The organism is Serratia fonticola (assembly GCF_001006005.1).
Lineage (GTDB): Bacteria > Pseudomonadota > Gammaproteobacteria > Enterobacterales > Enterobacteriaceae > Chania > Chania fonticola.
In genome coordinates this window covers 3,853,229-3,869,737 of the sequence record NZ_CP011254.1, presented here as the reverse complement: position 1 = coordinate 3,869,737, position 16,509 = coordinate 3,853,229, and the positions used below count along the sequence as shown (strand labels likewise).

Below are 16,509 nucleotides of genomic sequence, written 5' to 3'. Positions count from 1 at the left end.
TTATAACTCCCCAATTAGATGCGACAAATACTGGCCGTAGAGTGTTTTGCCAAGTAATCTTGCTTCTTCAGCAACTTGCTCACGAGAAAGCCAACCCTTGCGGAAAGCGATCTCTTCCAGACAAGCAACTTTAAAACCCTGACGTTTTTCAATGGTATGGATAAATTGAGATGCCTCGACCAAGCTGTCGTGAGTACCAGTATCTAACCAAGCAAAACCCCGGCCAAGCAACTCAACATTTAGCTTACCTGCGTCCAGGTACATTTGATTAAGCGTAGTTATCTCTAACTCACCACGGTGGGATGGTTTAACCTGTTTTGCCATTTCAACGACTTCATTATCGTAAAAATACAAGCCGGTAACCGCCCAGTTAGATTTCGGTACAGTTGGCTTTTCTTCAAGGGATAATGCGCGGAAATTGTCATCAAACTCAACCACGCCAAAACGTTCAGGGTCCATTACTTGATAGCCAAACACCGTAGCTCCGGAATTTTTTTCGACCACATTTTCAAGTTTTTTGCCAAAACTTTGGCCAAAATAAATATTATCCCCCAGAACCAATGCACAACGATCACCATTGATGAACTCTTCACCAATCAGGAAGGCCTGAGCCAGACCGTCAGGGCTTGGCTGGATTGCATAGCTCAGCTTAATACCAAAGCGACTTCCGTCGCCCAATAAGCGTTTGAACGAAGGCATATCTTCAGGGGTAGATATAATTAAAATATCGCGAATACCTGCCAGCATTAACACTGAGATCGGGTAATAAACCATCGGTTTATCATAAATTGGTAACAGTTGCTTAGAAACACCACGTGTAATCGGATACAAACGAGTACCTGAACCACCCGCGAGTACAATTCCTTTCATTTCAGATTCCTAAATCAGATTAATGGGTTAACCCCAGACGCTCACCAGCATATGAACCATCTTTAACGCGGCTCCACCAGGCTTCGTTAGCCAAATACCACTCAACCGTTTTTCTAATACCGCTCTCGAAGGTTTCTTGCGGTTTCCAGCCCAGTTCACGGTCAATTTTCGTGGCATCAATCGCATAGCGCATGTCGTGACCAGGGCGGTCAGTCACATAGGTGATCAAATCTTCATACTTGAGCAGATTACCAGGCTTGTTAGGGACCAATTCGTCCAGCAATCGGCAGATGGTCTGCACCACGTCTATATTCTTACGTTCGTTATGACCGCCAATGTTATAGGTTTCCCCGATTTCACCTTCACAAACAACCTTGTACAAAGCCCGTGCGTGATCTTCTACATACAACCAATCCCGAACTTGAGCACCATTACCGTATACCGGTAAAGCTTTACCCTCGAGCGCATTGAGGATCGTCAACGGTATCAACTTTTCGGGGAAGTGATAAGGGCCATAATTGTTTGAACAGTTGGTCACAATAGTCGGTAAGCCATAGGTACGCAGCCAAGCTCTGACAAGATGATCACTTGAGGCTTTCGAGGCTGAGTAAGGACTACTTGGCGCATAAGGCGTGGTTTCGGTAAACAGGTCTTCCGTCCCGTGTAAATCGCCATAAACCTCATCGGTTGAGATATGATGGAAACGGAAAGCTTTTTTAGCCGAGTCATCCAAAGCTAGCCAGTACTGACGCGCAGCTTCTAAAAGAGTATAGGTACCTACAATATTGGTTTCGATAAATGCGGCAGGACCATCAATGGAACGATCAACATGGCTCTCGGCGGCCAGGTGCATAACCGCATCAGGCTGGAACTCGGCAAATACACGGTCCAACTCTTGACGATTACAAATATCTACATATTCAAATTTGTAGCGTTCGCTGGTAGCGATTGTGTCTAAAGACTCTAGATTCCCGGCATATGTCAGGCTATCTAAAATCAATATTTGATCCTGAGTATTGTTGATAATATGACGTGCAACGGCTGAGCCAATAAAACCGGCACCACCAGTAACTATAATTTTCATAAGCCCTCTATAAATAGCATGATGCGGCCTGAATAACCACCCTGTCATTTAAAATAATAAGTTAATCTCACTCACAAGTACTAATTTACACAATGAATTTTAAAACACGATGACAACGTCATTGTCATAGATAAAAGGGAACATACCATATTTAGATAGAAAATACATGTTGTGATTATATTACTTAACAAAATTGCCATCAAATATCACAGCGCAATTATATACATGATGAGTATAGTATACTACATAGGCATATTTAATTTTAATATGCACCATCTCTTTTTAAGACAACATTAATCGTTTTAAAAAGAATAGCAATATCATTCCATAACGACCAGTTTTTCACGTACCAAGCATCAAAATATACGCGGGTGTCATAATCAACATCATTTCGTCCGCTTACTTGCCATAAGCCCGTCATACCAGGCTTTGCCATCAGATAGTAATCAACATCTCCCGCATAACGCTCTAATTCAGCTTCAATAACGGGACGTGGCCCAACCAGACTCATTTCACCTTTCAAAACATTAAAAAGCTGCGGCAACTCATCGAGGCTTGTTTTACGAATAAATTTACCAACACGAGTGATTCGAGGGTCATTTTTAAGTTTAAAATCTCTATCCCATTCAGCTCTTGCGTCAGGATCATTACTCAAAAGCTCTTTAAGTACTTCCTGTGAATTCATAACCATCGAACGAAATTTCAAGCACTTAAACTTATTACCATCTCGTCCTATTCTCTCATGCCCGTAAATTGCTTGCCCGCCATCTTTAGATACAAGATATGTTAAAGCCAATAAAATTGGTGATAACAAGGTGATGATTAAACTAGCCCCCAAAATATCAAATGTTCTTTTTAGAAAACGTGAAGTTCTTTTTGCTAAATTATTACTTATTCTTAGGATCATTACCTCATGACTAAAAATAAAAGACATTTCAGTTCCATAAAGAGGGACACCACGCAATGTAGGTATTACCGAGACAGAACGACAACGGTGTTTTGAAAGTTTCTTTAACCACAAGTCTCGTAAAAAATGCTCCTCAAACTCCAATGCGACAATGAATTGAGTTGTTTCAGGATCACATTTCATCCATAAGTCGTCTTCATTACAAATAACTTGAACACCAAATATTTCTTTTTCGCATTCATCTTGGCTTGAATAAAAACCACATATTGCAAATCCCAACACTTCTTCACTTTGAAGTGCAGCATAAGCATCGCGAGCATTTCTACCCGATCCTATAATAATAGTATGCTTCTGCCACATACCAAATTTAATTAATAACTTTTTTGTTATAGAACGAGCCAAAGGTACTAAAATCAACGCAGAGCACCATGTAAACACCCAAACATAACGCGAGAATTGCCACTTAGAAAATGCGACTAGTGCTAAATCCAGCACAGCAAAAATAAGAATAGTTCTAAAAACCTCTTTCAATTCGAACCAGAATGGTTTGCGATAGCTATAATGACGTAATCTGACCCAAAACCATGCAACACAAAGAACTGCCAGCATAATATGTGTAAGTATTCTGGCAGGCATTTCAGATGAAGGTATATACTTATTTACATCTTTCTCAAAAAAAACAATGACTGTAATTGCCAACACCAGTGATAGTATAAAAGAAATAAAATCTGAAATAGCCAATAAAAACTTAACAACTGTTGTTTTCTTTGAGTAACTTAGAGCACTCATATGATCATCCTTTCTTAGGCAAAACTGTCAATCTATCACACTATCCCAGTAACGCTTGTGCATACTTAATGCACGCCTTAATTTTAAAGGAAGTTTAGTATAATTCTGACCAAATTTATAGCCTAATAACTTTGCACCATTGCTAATAAATGCTTGAGGTATAGATATCGGAGAATTTTTCAATAAATATTTTAGCTCAGAAATAATAAATTTTTTCCCCTCGCCACCCGCCCCTCCAAATGATTCCCTTATCCATTTTTCATCATTATGAAAGACACCAATATCAAAGTAGCGTTTAAATTCCTCAGTACATGAGTAGTTATGAGAGTGCCTTACTTCTGCGTCAGATACGTAAGCTATTTTATATCCAGCTAAGATTAGTTTAGCTGCAAAAAACATGTCTTCACAAAGAATTGTGTTGTTAGGGAAACAACCAAGTTCTTTAAAAGAAGATATCCGATATGCCGAAAATGAATTTGATATAAATGCGGCTTTTATTCCCATCGTTGGTATCAGATTCTTTTCACTAACATAACTGTGCTCTTTATAGTTAAATAAACGCGCATGCGTAGCAAGATGATTAGCATTTAAGTGAGGTAACTGTCTTCCATAAGCTGCTGCTATGTCATCGTTATTAATAAAGACATCTATAATCCTTTCCAAAGCATTCGCATTATTAAGAATAGCATCTTGAGTTAAAAAAACCACAATATCAGCGTCACCAGCCATTTTGACAGCTAGATTTCTCGTACCACCATGATTGAACTCTTCTTTTTTTATTTTAACTACATTGAAAGAAAAATCTGACGCTATATTTGTAGTCTCATCACCTGAATCAGAATCAACTATAATAGTTTTATAAGGTGTAATAGTTTGCGTCATTATCGAGTTCAAAAGTTCTAACCAATGACCGCCTTTAACTGCATTATAAGTTGGTATAAATAGTAATACTTTCATAGATAACCTTAACTTTAGCTAAAAATCAACTTCCCGTTAACCTTAATCTTAATAAAAATAAAGAAATAAAATATAAACTGGCCAATGAAATTTAAGTTAGTGAAATTATCAGAATATATTGACAAAACACATGCGGTCGATATTGTAATCAGAGAAAAGAAAGCAAGTGCAGTTTTGCCACAAGAATAAATGACGCCGGAAACAAACCCAAGAAGTACCATTAAGATATTTATGCCGAACCAACCATTATCGATATAAGGTTGTAACATCGCAGTTGATACGTTGAAGGCCTCACTTTCGAACCAAGAACCAACATTTGACGCAGCTGCGGCAAAATTATATCTGCTATTACCTCCACTGATTAAATCCAAAACAACCGAAGGCACTAAAGAACTCAATGTACGGTTAAAAAACAAATTATACTCTGGGACGGCATTCTGTGTTGCATATACTAAGTTATGTAATGGAGTTGTCATATATAAATACACCCAATTAAACCCTGGGATCATTTCAATGACACTATCACTCGCAAAGCCACCTAACTCATCAATATGACCAGCACCACTCCTAATGTCACCGACGACACCAAAAATTATGACGACTATCAGGCCGATAAGAAAAACTTTAAAAAACTTTGATAAACTAACATTATTCAATGTTAAAAAAACAAATATCCATTGAGTAATGCCCACCATAAATATCTTTCTGCTGACAATTAATACCGCCCATAAAAATGTGTACCCGATAATACATAAATATATTTTTTCCTTGGTTTTTTGATAAAGCAATATAGATATTGTAGATAGACTAAGGAAACCAGCCATTAGTAGACCATGGACAGAAGGAATTCCAAAATCAAAGTGACTAACGTTTGCCCCTTTTATTTTTGAAAGCAGTGGAATATATCCTTCAACCCCAAACTCAAGTATTGATAGTGCTACTAGAGTATAAAAAACAAATTTAACACGGCTTAACTCAAAATTGCTAAACCGCAAAACCATAGTTCTTTTTTTTCCGCCGAGCATATACCTAATCAAGATAACTGCATAATGTGCTACTAGAGCCGGTACAACAACAGCTAGAGAAACAGTTATCACAGCATCCATTGAAAAATATAATCGGGGTGATAGAGATAATAAGTATAAAAAAGAAACTAATATCCATGCTAAAACAAGCATTAATGCTGGATTTATGAAAACCTTTTTCTTAAATATCGCTATTTCAAATGATTTATCATTATTCATTATTACTTTACCTTCGATCCTTGTCGTAAAGATAGGACAAGTTTCCTTATGAGTAAATCAAAGCGAAATTTAATCATAGCAACAAAGTTAGCTTTATAATTTGAATAATGCTTTTCTAATATATACTCTCTAGAAAATATTCCTTTATCAAAACCAGTTGAGATCGAGCCATGACTTTCAATGCAAATAGAAAGCATATCATCAATGTAATAACCTCTGTACTTTTCTGCAAGCCTAATTGCTACTTCCCAATCCTGAAATCTTGGTAAATTCTCATCAAACAATCCAATAGAAATTAATGCATCTTTCCGCACTAACAAACACTGTGTACTAACAAAGTTTTTTTTCAATAATTTAGATAATGTAGGTGCCTTTTCTAAATACTGACAGCCTCCATTGAGATTTCCATGGATTGTAAAATAGCTGTTAACACCCCGAGCAAATGAGTGAACTATATATTCAACGTCATTAATTTTGTTTGCGAATTGTGAAAAAATTTTTTCAACTTTATCCGCTCTCCAGAAATCATCGCTATCATTAAATGCAATCCAATTACCTTTAGCACTTGCTATACCAATATTTCTAGCTGCACAAGCACCTTTTCGTCCTCCTGTGGACAATATCTTTATATCCAAATCTGATATCATTTCCAAACTTTTATCAGTAGAACCGTCATCAACAACAATTACCTCAATACTAATATTTACTTCTGATTGAGATAATACAGATTTTACAGCATCCCTGATGGATGCCTCGCGATTGAAACAAGGTATTACTACACTTAAAATCATAAGAACTTAACCATCCCTAATTTATTTTTTTTAGCATCAGCGAAAGCCCTAATGAAAACAGACCAATTTCGAGGATTTATGAAATTTAGTTTACCTACTCGTATATCTTTAAGAATTTGAATTAAGATAAAGAAAATCATATTTATATAAAAAAGTAGTGTTTTCTTCTTATAACGAATGTCAGTTATGACACCATTTCTAACTGTGTAATATACTCTCATTTCACTCGATTCGGGATCTATAATTGCAGAACCATTTCTATTCACGTGCCAAGACTGGTCAATATCTGTTACTGAAACACTTTTTAGAATAGTTATCATGTATCCTTTATTTCTGATCCTAAGTGAATACTCATAATCATCAGAATATAAGAACAAGTCTTTATCAGGCAAACCGACATCTTCAATTATTGCTCGATCTAAAACCATGCCTCCATAAGGTACAATGTCGGAATAAATATAGTCCTCACTATCTGATTTTTCCTTTTTAAAATAGGACAAAAAATTATATCCAAGAAAACTATCATTCAAATATAAAATATTTTCTTTTTTGTCTAAGGAACATTGCTGAATATTGCGATCTTTTCTATTGGCACAAATAACAATTTTTGAGTTTTTATTTTCATTATACTGATCTGCTATTTTCATTAATCCATTTCGAGATATAACGTTATCGTCATCCAATAATATTACAAAATCTTCCTTCCTATTTTCCAAGAAAAACTTCAATCCTTGACAGTATCCACCTGCAGAACCTATATTTTCATCATTTAAAATAACATTTATTCTTTCGTCGTTACATATCTTTAATAGAGAGGTCCTAGATACTGTATCCTGACCATTACTGACAACAATAATCCCTTTAACATCTTCCATCATTAATGATTGGATAACCTTATCAATAAGGTCAAGTCTTGTACCATATGTGACTATTAATGCGCATATGTTATTTTTATCCACTTCCATCCCCTTCCTCTAACTTGGATAAATACTGACCGCACAATAAACAAGTGCATAAAGTGACGGAAAAATGAAAAACAATGTGGGTTTTAACCCCATCTTGGCTATCGTAATAAAATAGAATAGCGCAATACATATTTCCACCGAAATAAAGGCATACGCCAATCCCAATGCACTAAATCTAGGTACCAAGTATAATGATAAAAACACAATCATTATTAATGAACATATGTTTACTTTTAATATTTTCTTCTGATGTCCGTTGACAATCAGATAACTTGAAAACAAACCATAAGAAAATACAATAAGAACATATAATGATAAAATTCTTAGTATACTTATCGAACCATCATATTTCCCGAAAAAGAAATTAGTAAATATAATCGGAACGATAAAATTGAGACATATATAGATAAAAAATGCTGGTGAAATACATAGTAAAGCAAACTTCCAATTAAATAAAGGCAGTTTATCACTAGAAAAAGTCTGAGTTAATGAGTTGGAAAATGCAAACAATATAAAGACACAAGGCAATACAAATTTTGCAGCTCCGATATATAAACCAGCCTCACTTACCGAACCAAAATATTGTAAAACAAAAACTCCAACTCGATTATATATACCATTAACTATTGATATTGATAAAAATGGTATTAGAAGAACTGCATTTTCAATATATGTCGAAGAACTTACTCGACTGGGTAGATCACCGATACTTCCTTCCGCGGTTCGCCACATTCTATTCAAGTAAATGCTACTGATGGCAACAGGAATTAACCAAAGCATCATTACTTCATGTATGTTAACTTTTAAATTTAGATAGAATGTAATTAAAATAAATAACAGCCTTAGTCCTGCCGTCAACATATCCTTTAGTATCATTTCATTTTTCTTTCCTTTAAAAAGAAAAGTTGCTTGAGCAGGTACTGTCAAAATATAAACGGCAGAAAAAAATAGTGTTATAAGTAGATCAAGATAATTTACATCCTTCAAAACGAAAATGAAAATTATATAAAATATTACTGCGAGTGTTATAGCATTGTATAGTTGAAACTGAAACGAGAACTTGATGTTTGAGAACGGTTCTGATTTTTCTCTTAATTTATTAATGATAAAATTGCGTACCCCTGATTCGCCAATCACCATGAACAATGCGAATATTTCTGTAAGGACACCAACACTACCAAATATCTCAAGTGAGAGCAGACGCATCAAAAGTAGTGTGGAAATAAAATTAAATACCTGTACTGTAATATTACTTAAAGCATATGCGGCAGCACTACCCACAATTTTTTTATTCACACCTTTCCTCAACTATCTCATCGACTTTATTGAGTAAAAAAGAGATATTCTTTTCCCAATCATTGTTTTCAATAATATTATTTCTTATTCTAATCTTAATTTTATCAATATTTATTTTTTTAATGTCAGTTATAAGACTAATAATAAATTCAACTGCATCGTCGGTATCTTTATATATGTACCCTGTAGTATAGTTTTCTATAAGATCATCGGCTCCCGAATTTTGGCTAACAACTGGTATGCAGCATGCATAGCCAGCTTCTACTACAGATAATGGGTAGCCTTCGAATCTTGATGTTAGCAAAAATATATCTGCTTCATTGTAATAACGAGCCAATACTTTCAGATCGGATATTTCTCCGATAAAATTAATTTTTCCACTAACACTAGGGTTATCATAATAAAGTTTATCGATAACATTTTTAAACCCTGAGTCAATTGGTCCAACAATATTTGCGTAAAATTCATGATTTTTCGCGTGCAACTTCAAAAGAATATCTAATGCTTCCTCTGTGTTCTTTTGATAACTTCCAATTCTCCCTACAACTAGCACATTTAACGGAGTAATCTTATTACTTGCTTTAGCTGATAATCTGTCTAATTCTTTGCTTAAATCTTCCGAAACGCCATTCGGAATATATATAGATTTAATTCCTTGTCTTAATAACTCTTGGCCAATATACTTGTGCTCAAAAGTTACAATATCAACTTTTTTGATTAAATGATTTTTAATAAAATCAAACACCCCTTTATTTTTTTTATTGTAAAGTAAACCTTCATTCTTAATCTGATTTAGATCAAAGTCCCCTTTTATAAAGACAACTCCTTTGGGATTGATTAATTTATAAAAGTAGGCATAAATAAGGGAGTACACTCTCACGTGATATAAATTTAGCAATTCAATATTCTTCGCTTGTTGCACAAGCAATAGCAATAGCTTGAAATTTAACTTATACCTTTTCCAAACTGTCTCTATTCTTCTAATTTTCACACCAGGTAATGAATTGCTTATTTCACAAAAACTCCATAGCTCTGCATTATATTTTTTGTTTTTACTGATATAATACAATATTTGCCCAACATCTTTATTGAGATGTACATTTTCCGCGCGTTCGAATATTGTTACAACATTCATGTTAGGGACTACCATGATAAAGTATAGATGCTGAAATAAACAGCATCTATCTGTTTAAAAGTTATTTATAAGAATACACATAATTGCCGTAAGCATAACTCGTAGAGGCTTTTTTAACTATAGCATTTATAATTACACCTCTAACATCAATTCCATTTTGTTCAAAACGCCGGATTCCAACTTCTATCTCTTTGATAGTATTCACTCCAAATCTTGCAACTAAGAGTGTAGTCCCAACATGGCGTCCTATAACTGCAGCATCAGTTACTGCCAAAATAGGGGGGGTGTCAACAACAACAAAATCATAATTCTTGCTTGCCCAATCGAGAAGATCTGAGAAACTCTTATTCATCAATAGCTCAGACGGATTAGGAGGAATCATACCTCTAGGTATAAAGTCAAGGTTAGCCAACTGGGTTTTCTTTATAGCAGTGCTATGTGAAATAACGCCACTTAACGTTTCAGATAACCCATTGTTGTGTTCTGAATTCAAAATACTATGTAAATATCCCTTGCGCATGTCAGCATCAATGACCAAAACCTTTTTATCTGACATTGCTATTATTGCAGCCAAATTCGTACTGACGAAAGATTTACCTATACCTGGGCTGGCACCTGAAATCATAAGAACATTATTTTTAGCTTCCATCATAGCAAAATGTAGACTCGTTCTAAGACTTCTAATCGCTTCGATTGCTAAATCTGCAGGATTTCCTATTGCTAACAACATATTAGATTTTGTTGTTTTTGATCGAGTTACAAGCTTTTTATCCTCCTTCATCTGCCATTCAGAGAGAGGAATATTAGCATAAACATTTATCCCAATCTCCTCAAGTTGTTCAGCACTTTCAACACCCTTATGGAGAACTGTTTTAAGAATCGCATAGCCAGCACTTAGTATAATACCTAACATGGCAAACAGTAGAATAGATACAGGCTTATTGGGTTTAACTGGTTTCGGTTGAGTGATTGCAGAGTCGACAATTCGTACGTTACCTACAGTACTAGCTTTTGTTATACTCAACTCTTGCTGTTTGTTTAACATCTGCATATAAACTTCTTGCCCAGCATTAACATCTCGAGTCAACCTAAGAATCTCTTGCTGGGTTTTTGGTAATCCACTGATCTTTTTATTAAGCTTACCTTTTTCGTCTTCTAAGGTTTTTCTTTTTTCCATTAAAGCTTTATAGGATGGGTGCTCTTTTGTATATAATTTAGATATCTCAGCCTCTTTAAATGTAAGTTCATTTAGTTGAGTATCTAATGCAACACCAGATTCTAAGGCTGCTTTTGCCTCAAGAGATAAATCAACCGAATCATTTTGCTGCCTATATTTGTTTAACTTTGTTTCAGCATCATCGAGAGCCCCCCTAACTTCAGGTAACTGTTCTTTAAGGAAAGTTAAACTTCTAGCTGCCTCTTCAGATTTTCTTTCAACATTTTGGAGCAGATAATTTTGGCTAATCGAATTCAGTATCTTTTTTATTTCTGATGGATCACTTCCTGTTAAACTTAGTGACAATACGCCTGTATCCTTTCCTTTATCGGTAACCGTTAAATCGTTCAGAATCTCATTTATAGCTTCTAACTTAGAAATCTTCTTGATTTCAAAAACTTCGCCATCATCAAATTTTGCGTCACTGATAAGGACTGTAACATGCTCATTTTTCAGAAGCTGCCCTACATTACCTTTGGCTATATCCTCACCATCTTTTGTAATTGAAAACTGAGAATCATCTAATAACTTTATTTCAAAATATTGATTTATATCATTTTCAGAAACTTCAAATCTACTCAATGCTAATTCTGACTTTGGTTTTCCAACTATTCTTGCAAACCCTTTGCCAAAAATAGGGAAAAACTTTTGCTCAACTACAACATCTAAATTCAAGTCATCTACAGTTTTGCCCAGAACCATTCTAGATTTGATTAGCTCAATTTCTGCCGCTGAAGGTGGTTGGTTTGATGGAAGGATTTCTGACAAATTACTTAAAATAGAGTTTCCAGAGTTTTGTTCAACTTGAATTAGAGCATCGGCGCGATAAATCGGGGTTGAAAATAGTACATAAAGGGTACCAATAACTGTAAACAGTGCAGTCATGCCCAAGATCATCCAGCGATGATCGACCAAGCTGCCCCAAATTCTACCTATATCGATACCTTCATTTTCTTGCTGGAAGGTAGATTCACGTTTTTTATCTGACATAGCAATCTCTAGTTATCGATTCAAAGCTCTGACCCATTCACGAGTCGCATCATTAAGTTGCTTAAACACAAAACTGAATGCTTCTTTACTTTTTTTGTATGGATCGGGAATATCTTGCCCTCCAATCCAGTGTCCAAAAAGCATTATTTTCCCTCTGGACTCAGGTGCAATGTTGCAAACTGCTTCGATATGCTTCCTCTCCATTACCAGGATTAGATCATATTCTCTACATAACTTTGAAGTCAGCTGTTTTGCTATATGCCCATCCAAAGAAATATCATTTTCACCAGCTATCTCAGCTGCATATTCATCTGCAGAATGGCCAACTAAAGCACCCAATCCAGCTGATGAAATCTTTATCTCAGGCAAGGATTCTTTTAGTAAACGTTCCCCTGTTGGGGAACGACATATATTTCCGATGCAAACAACAAGTATCGATTTAAACATCATGCGTTCCTATGGCCAATTTCTTATACGCAAGCTACCTTCTGTCAGTTCGTTAAAACCAGAAATTGTCGGTACTAATTGACTAATTACACGATTCCATCGAACGATTGGAGCGGTAGTAACATATACAATATCATAGGGTTGTAGATGGAATTCAGTACCCATAACCATCGCAGCTGCATCCGATGCGTTTAATTGATAAATAGACGCTAGCTTATTTCCTTCTGTACCACGCAGCGGTCGAATGACAAATACGCCAGTTGCATCAGCAAAACTTTGATCCATCCCTTCCGCATTCCCTAATGCTTCAGTTAATGTCATACCACTTCGGTCCATTTTCAAAGTGGTTTGTTTTTTAACCTCTCCCATTACGAATACTTTTAAATCATCGTTCCGAGGAATATAGAGAATATCACCTGGATGGAGGAGCCTATTTTGATTCAGATCACCACGCTGCATTAGTGCTTGAAGAGATATATGTTGCTCTTTACCATCATGAGTTAATACTACATTTCGCCAATCAGCATTCTCAGATAGTCCTCCAGCTGAGTTTATCGCATCCATAATTGTCAGTGGCACATTAGTTATTGGCTGTTGCCCTGATTTCTCAACTTCCCCTGTGACATAAACCTTTTGCGAACGGAAAGCAGCGATACTCACATCTACTTGAGGACTTTCTATGTATTGAGCCAATCTACCTGCAATCTCAGTACGAATTTGTGCCATTGTTTTCCCTACGACTTTCACTTTTCCTATGTAGGGATAAAAAATTGTACCATCAGAATTAACCCAGTTTCCGGTATCGCTCGCACTACGGTACTGACCTGCAGGAGTAGTCAATTCTGGGTGATCCCAAACGGTCACCATCAGTACATCTCCTACACCAATACGATATTCGTAGTTCTGCAGCTCAACTTCTAGCGCGGGATTGGTTTGTGCGATAACTGGCTTTGGCCTCATTTTTTCGACCAAGCTTGGTGTCATCGGATAGATATCAACTAACTTATCGAGATTAAAGTCGCTGTCTTGCTGCTTGACAACGTTTTTCCCACTGGTCGACAGGTGGGTGCCCGGAACGACAGTACAGCCGCTAATCACACTGATCGATACCAAGAGCGGTATCAGCTTCCATTGTTTCTTTGCCATCGAATTTTCATCACTTTCAAAGTAAGTAAACTTGCAATGCTAAACACCTGGCCAACCGTGGCCACTTGGGGGGGGCTTAGCAAAATTTTTTGTTTGCGCTATGTACGGCAGTCCTGCGATACAGGCATGAAAGCACTCATTGAGCAAACGTTGAGCCTGGGTTTGCTATGATGCCTCTCAAACTCGTAGTGAGTGGCGCATGCACCAGGAGTGTTTTCATGTGCGAACGGTCTCGAATAAGCCAAAAGGCCCGCTGAGATTTCCGCAGGCCTCTAACTATAAAGATTTTTCTGCTCTTTTTCAGTACAAATTACTACAATTTTAGCTTCTCGGCCCATTCACGGAATGCTTTGCCCTGCGTTGGGTGGCGTAAGCCATAGGTAACAAAGGCTCGCAGATAGCCTAGTTTTTCACCGCAGTTGAACGATTCTCCCACCAGTTCCATCGCTTCTACCGTCTGTTGTTTCATCAGGTCAGCAATCGCATCAGTCAGTTGAATTCGGCCCCAGGCGCCTGGCTGAGTTTTTTCCAAAATCGGCCAGATGTCGGCAGAGAGCACATAACGGCCTACAGCAGAATAATTGGATTTCAGTTTCACTTCACGGCTTGGCTTCTCAATAATCGAAGTCATGCGTGAACTTTCCCCTGGTTGCAGGGTAGTGGTCTCACATTCCGCCACCGAGTAATCATGCAGCACATTCTCATCTGCAGGCTGCACCAGCACCTGGCTCAGCCCGTTATCTTCGAAGCGGGCAATCATATGCGCCAGGTTGTCTTTGTGCATATCCGCCTTGGCGTCATCCAGCAGCACGTCCGGCAGCACCACCACGAAAGGTGAATCACCTACCAGTGGTTTGGCACAAAGTACCGCATGCCCCAACCCTTTCGGTTGTCCTTGGCGGATGTGCATCAGGGTTACGCCCTTCGGCGTAATGGATTTAACTTCATCCAGCAGCTGACGCTTCACGCGCGCTTCCAGCATCGCCTCAAGCTCATAAGACGTGTCGAAATGGTTTTCGATCGCGTTCTTGGAGGAGTGGGTAACCAGAATGATTTCCTTTATCCCGGCAGCCACGCATTCGTTGACGATATATTGGATCAACGGCTTATCAACGATCGGCAGCATCTCTTTTGGGATCGCCTTGGTCGCAGGCAACATGCGCATACCCAGACCAGCAACAGGAATGACGGCTTTCAACTTCTTCGACATGGTGTTCCTCTTAAAATCTTGTGGTCGTGCTAACCGGCTCAGGCAATTACTTGCTGTTCAGGGTCTGTTTCATCCACTGGGTAAAGTTTTCGCCTTCGGAAGGGTGGCGCAGGGCATACTGTACAAACGCCTTCATATAGCCCAGTTTGTCACCACAGTCGTGGGATTTGCCGCTCATATGGAAAGCTTCTACCGTTTCCTGCTCCATCAGCATGGCAATGGCGTCGGTCAGTTGGATTTCATCGCCTGCTCCCGGAGGCGTTTTCTCCAGCAACGGCCAGATATCGGCTGAGAGGACATAACGCCCTACCACTGCCAGGTTAGATGGCGCATCTTCCCGCGCAGGTTTCTCTACCACCGCGGTCATTGGCGTACTTGCACCCGCGGCTAACGCCACGCCGCCGCAATCGACCACACCGTATTTGGAAACGTCCTCTTCTGGCACTGGCTCAACCATAATCTGGCTAAAGCCGGTTTGCTCAAAACGCTGGATCATTTTGGCCAGGTTTTCTTTCTGCAGATCGGCGGTAGAGTCATCCAATAACACGTCCGGCAACAGCACCACAAATGGGTTATCCCCAATCATTGGTTGAGCGCATAACACCGCGTGACCCAGCCCTTTGGCTTGCCCTTGACGTACCTGCATCACCGTTACATCTGGCGGGCAGATACTTTGTACTTCAGCAAGCAACTGGCGTTTTACCCGAGCTTCCAACGTCGCTTCCAGCTCAAAGGAGGTATCAAAGTGGTTTTCGATCGCGTTTTTCGATGAGTGCGTAACCAGTACGATATCTTTGATGCCAGCTGCAACGCATTCGCTCACGATGTACTGAATCAATGGCTTATCGACCACAGGCAGCATTTCTTTAGGGATCGCCTTGGTTGCGGGCAGCATACGCGTGCCCAAACCTGCTACTGGGATAACGGCCTTCAATCTTTTTTGCATAAATTTCTTCCACCGACAAATAACAAGTAAGTGTAACAGAGCCAGGAAAAGTGGTTAACCCTAACGTCACAATGAGATTTAACTATAAAAATCAATTAATTAAAATCATAAGGTGACGCTTTAGGCACGCTACCGCCCTTGGCTTGCAGCTACCAATGCACTGTAGACAATGTTTTAACTAACAAGCGTGCAACCGACTCCACGCTCGTAGATGAACCTGAGGTTCTGTTCAGAATCTAATGAGAGGCAAGTCGCAGAGTAAGGAAAAGGCGGCGCCTTCCTGGCCAAGTGGTCAGTCTTGCTATCATTTATAGGATGCTAAGATTCTTATACTATTGACCCGGTGAAACAAGTCTTAGTGGCTGCATTAAGACCTTTTCAGAATAAGACTACTAAGGATACGCGACTTTTAAGATTTTACTCGTTTAACTAGTTTATAACAAATTGATTATAATGCTTATTATCTAAGCGCAGAATTTATAAGCAGCTATTTGTTCTATGTTTTCTGGTGCTTAC

At 38.1% G+C, this 16,509-nt stretch carries 14 protein-coding genes; all 14 read right to left on the bottom strand.

The genetic code is table 11. The features are described 5' to 3' along the window. The 14 genes from rfbA to galU (WN53_RS17180) all read right to left on the bottom strand — a co-directional run bounded on the left by rfbA (position 1) and on the right by galU (WN53_RS17180) (position 15,993). Complete coding sequence (gene rfbA, locus WN53_RS17245) at positions 1-870, bottom strand: glucose-1-phosphate thymidylyltransferase RfbA (protein WP_024484865.1); 870 nt, start codon at positions 868-870, stop codon at positions 1-3. 19 nt (positions 871-889) lie between these two features. Continuing rightward, the gene (gene rffG / locus WN53_RS17240; RefSeq protein ID WP_046808127.1) at positions 890-1,954 is read right to left on the bottom strand and encodes a dTDP-glucose 4,6-dehydratase; all 1,065 of its coding nucleotides are present in this window, start codon (positions 1,952-1,954) and stop codon (positions 890-892) included. A gap of 262 nt (positions 1,955-2,216) precedes the next feature. Further along, positions 2,217-3,650: an undecaprenyl-phosphate galactose phosphotransferase WbaP gene (wbaP, locus tag WN53_RS17235; RefSeq protein WP_024484866.1), complete on the bottom strand. Its 1,434-nt coding sequence runs from the start codon at positions 3,648-3,650 to the stop codon at positions 2,217-2,219. Between the two features lie 27 nt (positions 3,651-3,677). Beyond that, on the bottom strand, positions 3,678-4,607 hold the full coding sequence (locus WN53_RS17230) for a glycosyltransferase family 2 protein (protein WP_024484867.1): 930 nt from the start codon (positions 4,605-4,607) through the stop codon (positions 3,678-3,680). Positions 4,608-4,621: 14 nt separating this feature from the next. Next, a complete protein-coding gene (locus WN53_RS17225; RefSeq protein WP_024484868.1) occupies positions 4,622-5,851 on the bottom strand; it encodes an O-antigen polymerase in 1,230 nt (409 codons plus the stop codon). 2 nt (positions 5,852-5,853) lie between these two features. Next, positions 5,854-6,642, bottom strand: a complete 789-nt coding sequence (locus WN53_RS17220; protein WP_024484869.1) for a glycosyltransferase family 2 protein — start codon at positions 6,640-6,642, stop codon at positions 5,854-5,856. Next, entirely contained in the window at positions 6,639-7,607 is a 969-nt protein-coding gene (locus tag WN53_RS17215) for a glycosyltransferase (RefSeq protein ID WP_024484870.1), read from the bottom strand. The genes WN53_RS17220 and WN53_RS17215 overlap by 4 nt, the downstream gene beginning before the upstream one ends. Positions 7,608-7,616: 9 nt before the next feature. Beyond that, a complete protein-coding gene (locus WN53_RS17210) occupies positions 7,617-8,903 on the bottom strand; it encodes a lipopolysaccharide biosynthesis protein (RefSeq protein WP_024484871.1) in 1,287 nt (428 codons plus the stop codon). Then, entirely contained in the window at positions 8,896-10,038 is a 1,143-nt protein-coding gene (locus tag WN53_RS17205; protein ID WP_046808126.1) for a glycosyltransferase, read from the bottom strand. The genes WN53_RS17210 and WN53_RS17205 overlap by 8 nt, the downstream gene beginning before the upstream one ends. 61 nt (positions 10,039-10,099) lie before the next feature. Continuing rightward, entirely contained in the window at positions 10,100-12,244 is a 2,145-nt protein-coding gene (gene wzc / locus WN53_RS17200) for a tyrosine-protein kinase Wzc (RefSeq protein WP_024484874.1), read from the bottom strand. Between the two features lie 12 nt (positions 12,245-12,256). Continuing rightward, positions 12,257-12,691 (bottom strand): arsenate reductase/protein-tyrosine-phosphatase family protein, encoded by a 435-nt coding sequence (locus WN53_RS17195; protein WP_024484875.1) that lies wholly within the window; start codon positions 12,689-12,691, stop codon positions 12,257-12,259. A gap of 9 nt (positions 12,692-12,700) precedes the next feature. After that, positions 12,701-13,837: a polysaccharide export protein gene (locus tag WN53_RS17190; protein ID WP_024484876.1), complete on the bottom strand. Its 1,137-nt coding sequence runs from the start codon at positions 13,835-13,837 to the stop codon at positions 12,701-12,703. 313 nt (positions 13,838-14,150) lie between these two features. Beyond that, positions 14,151-15,047 (bottom strand): UTP--glucose-1-phosphate uridylyltransferase GalU, encoded by an 897-nt coding sequence (gene galU, locus WN53_RS17185; RefSeq protein WP_024484877.1) that lies wholly within the window; start codon positions 15,045-15,047, stop codon positions 14,151-14,153. 46 nt (positions 15,048-15,093) lie between these two features. After that, the gene (gene galU / locus WN53_RS17180) at positions 15,094-15,993 is read right to left on the bottom strand and encodes a UTP--glucose-1-phosphate uridylyltransferase GalU (protein WP_021180603.1); all 900 of its coding nucleotides are present in this window, start codon (positions 15,991-15,993) and stop codon (positions 15,094-15,096) included. Positions 15,994-16,509: the final 516 nt, after the last annotated feature.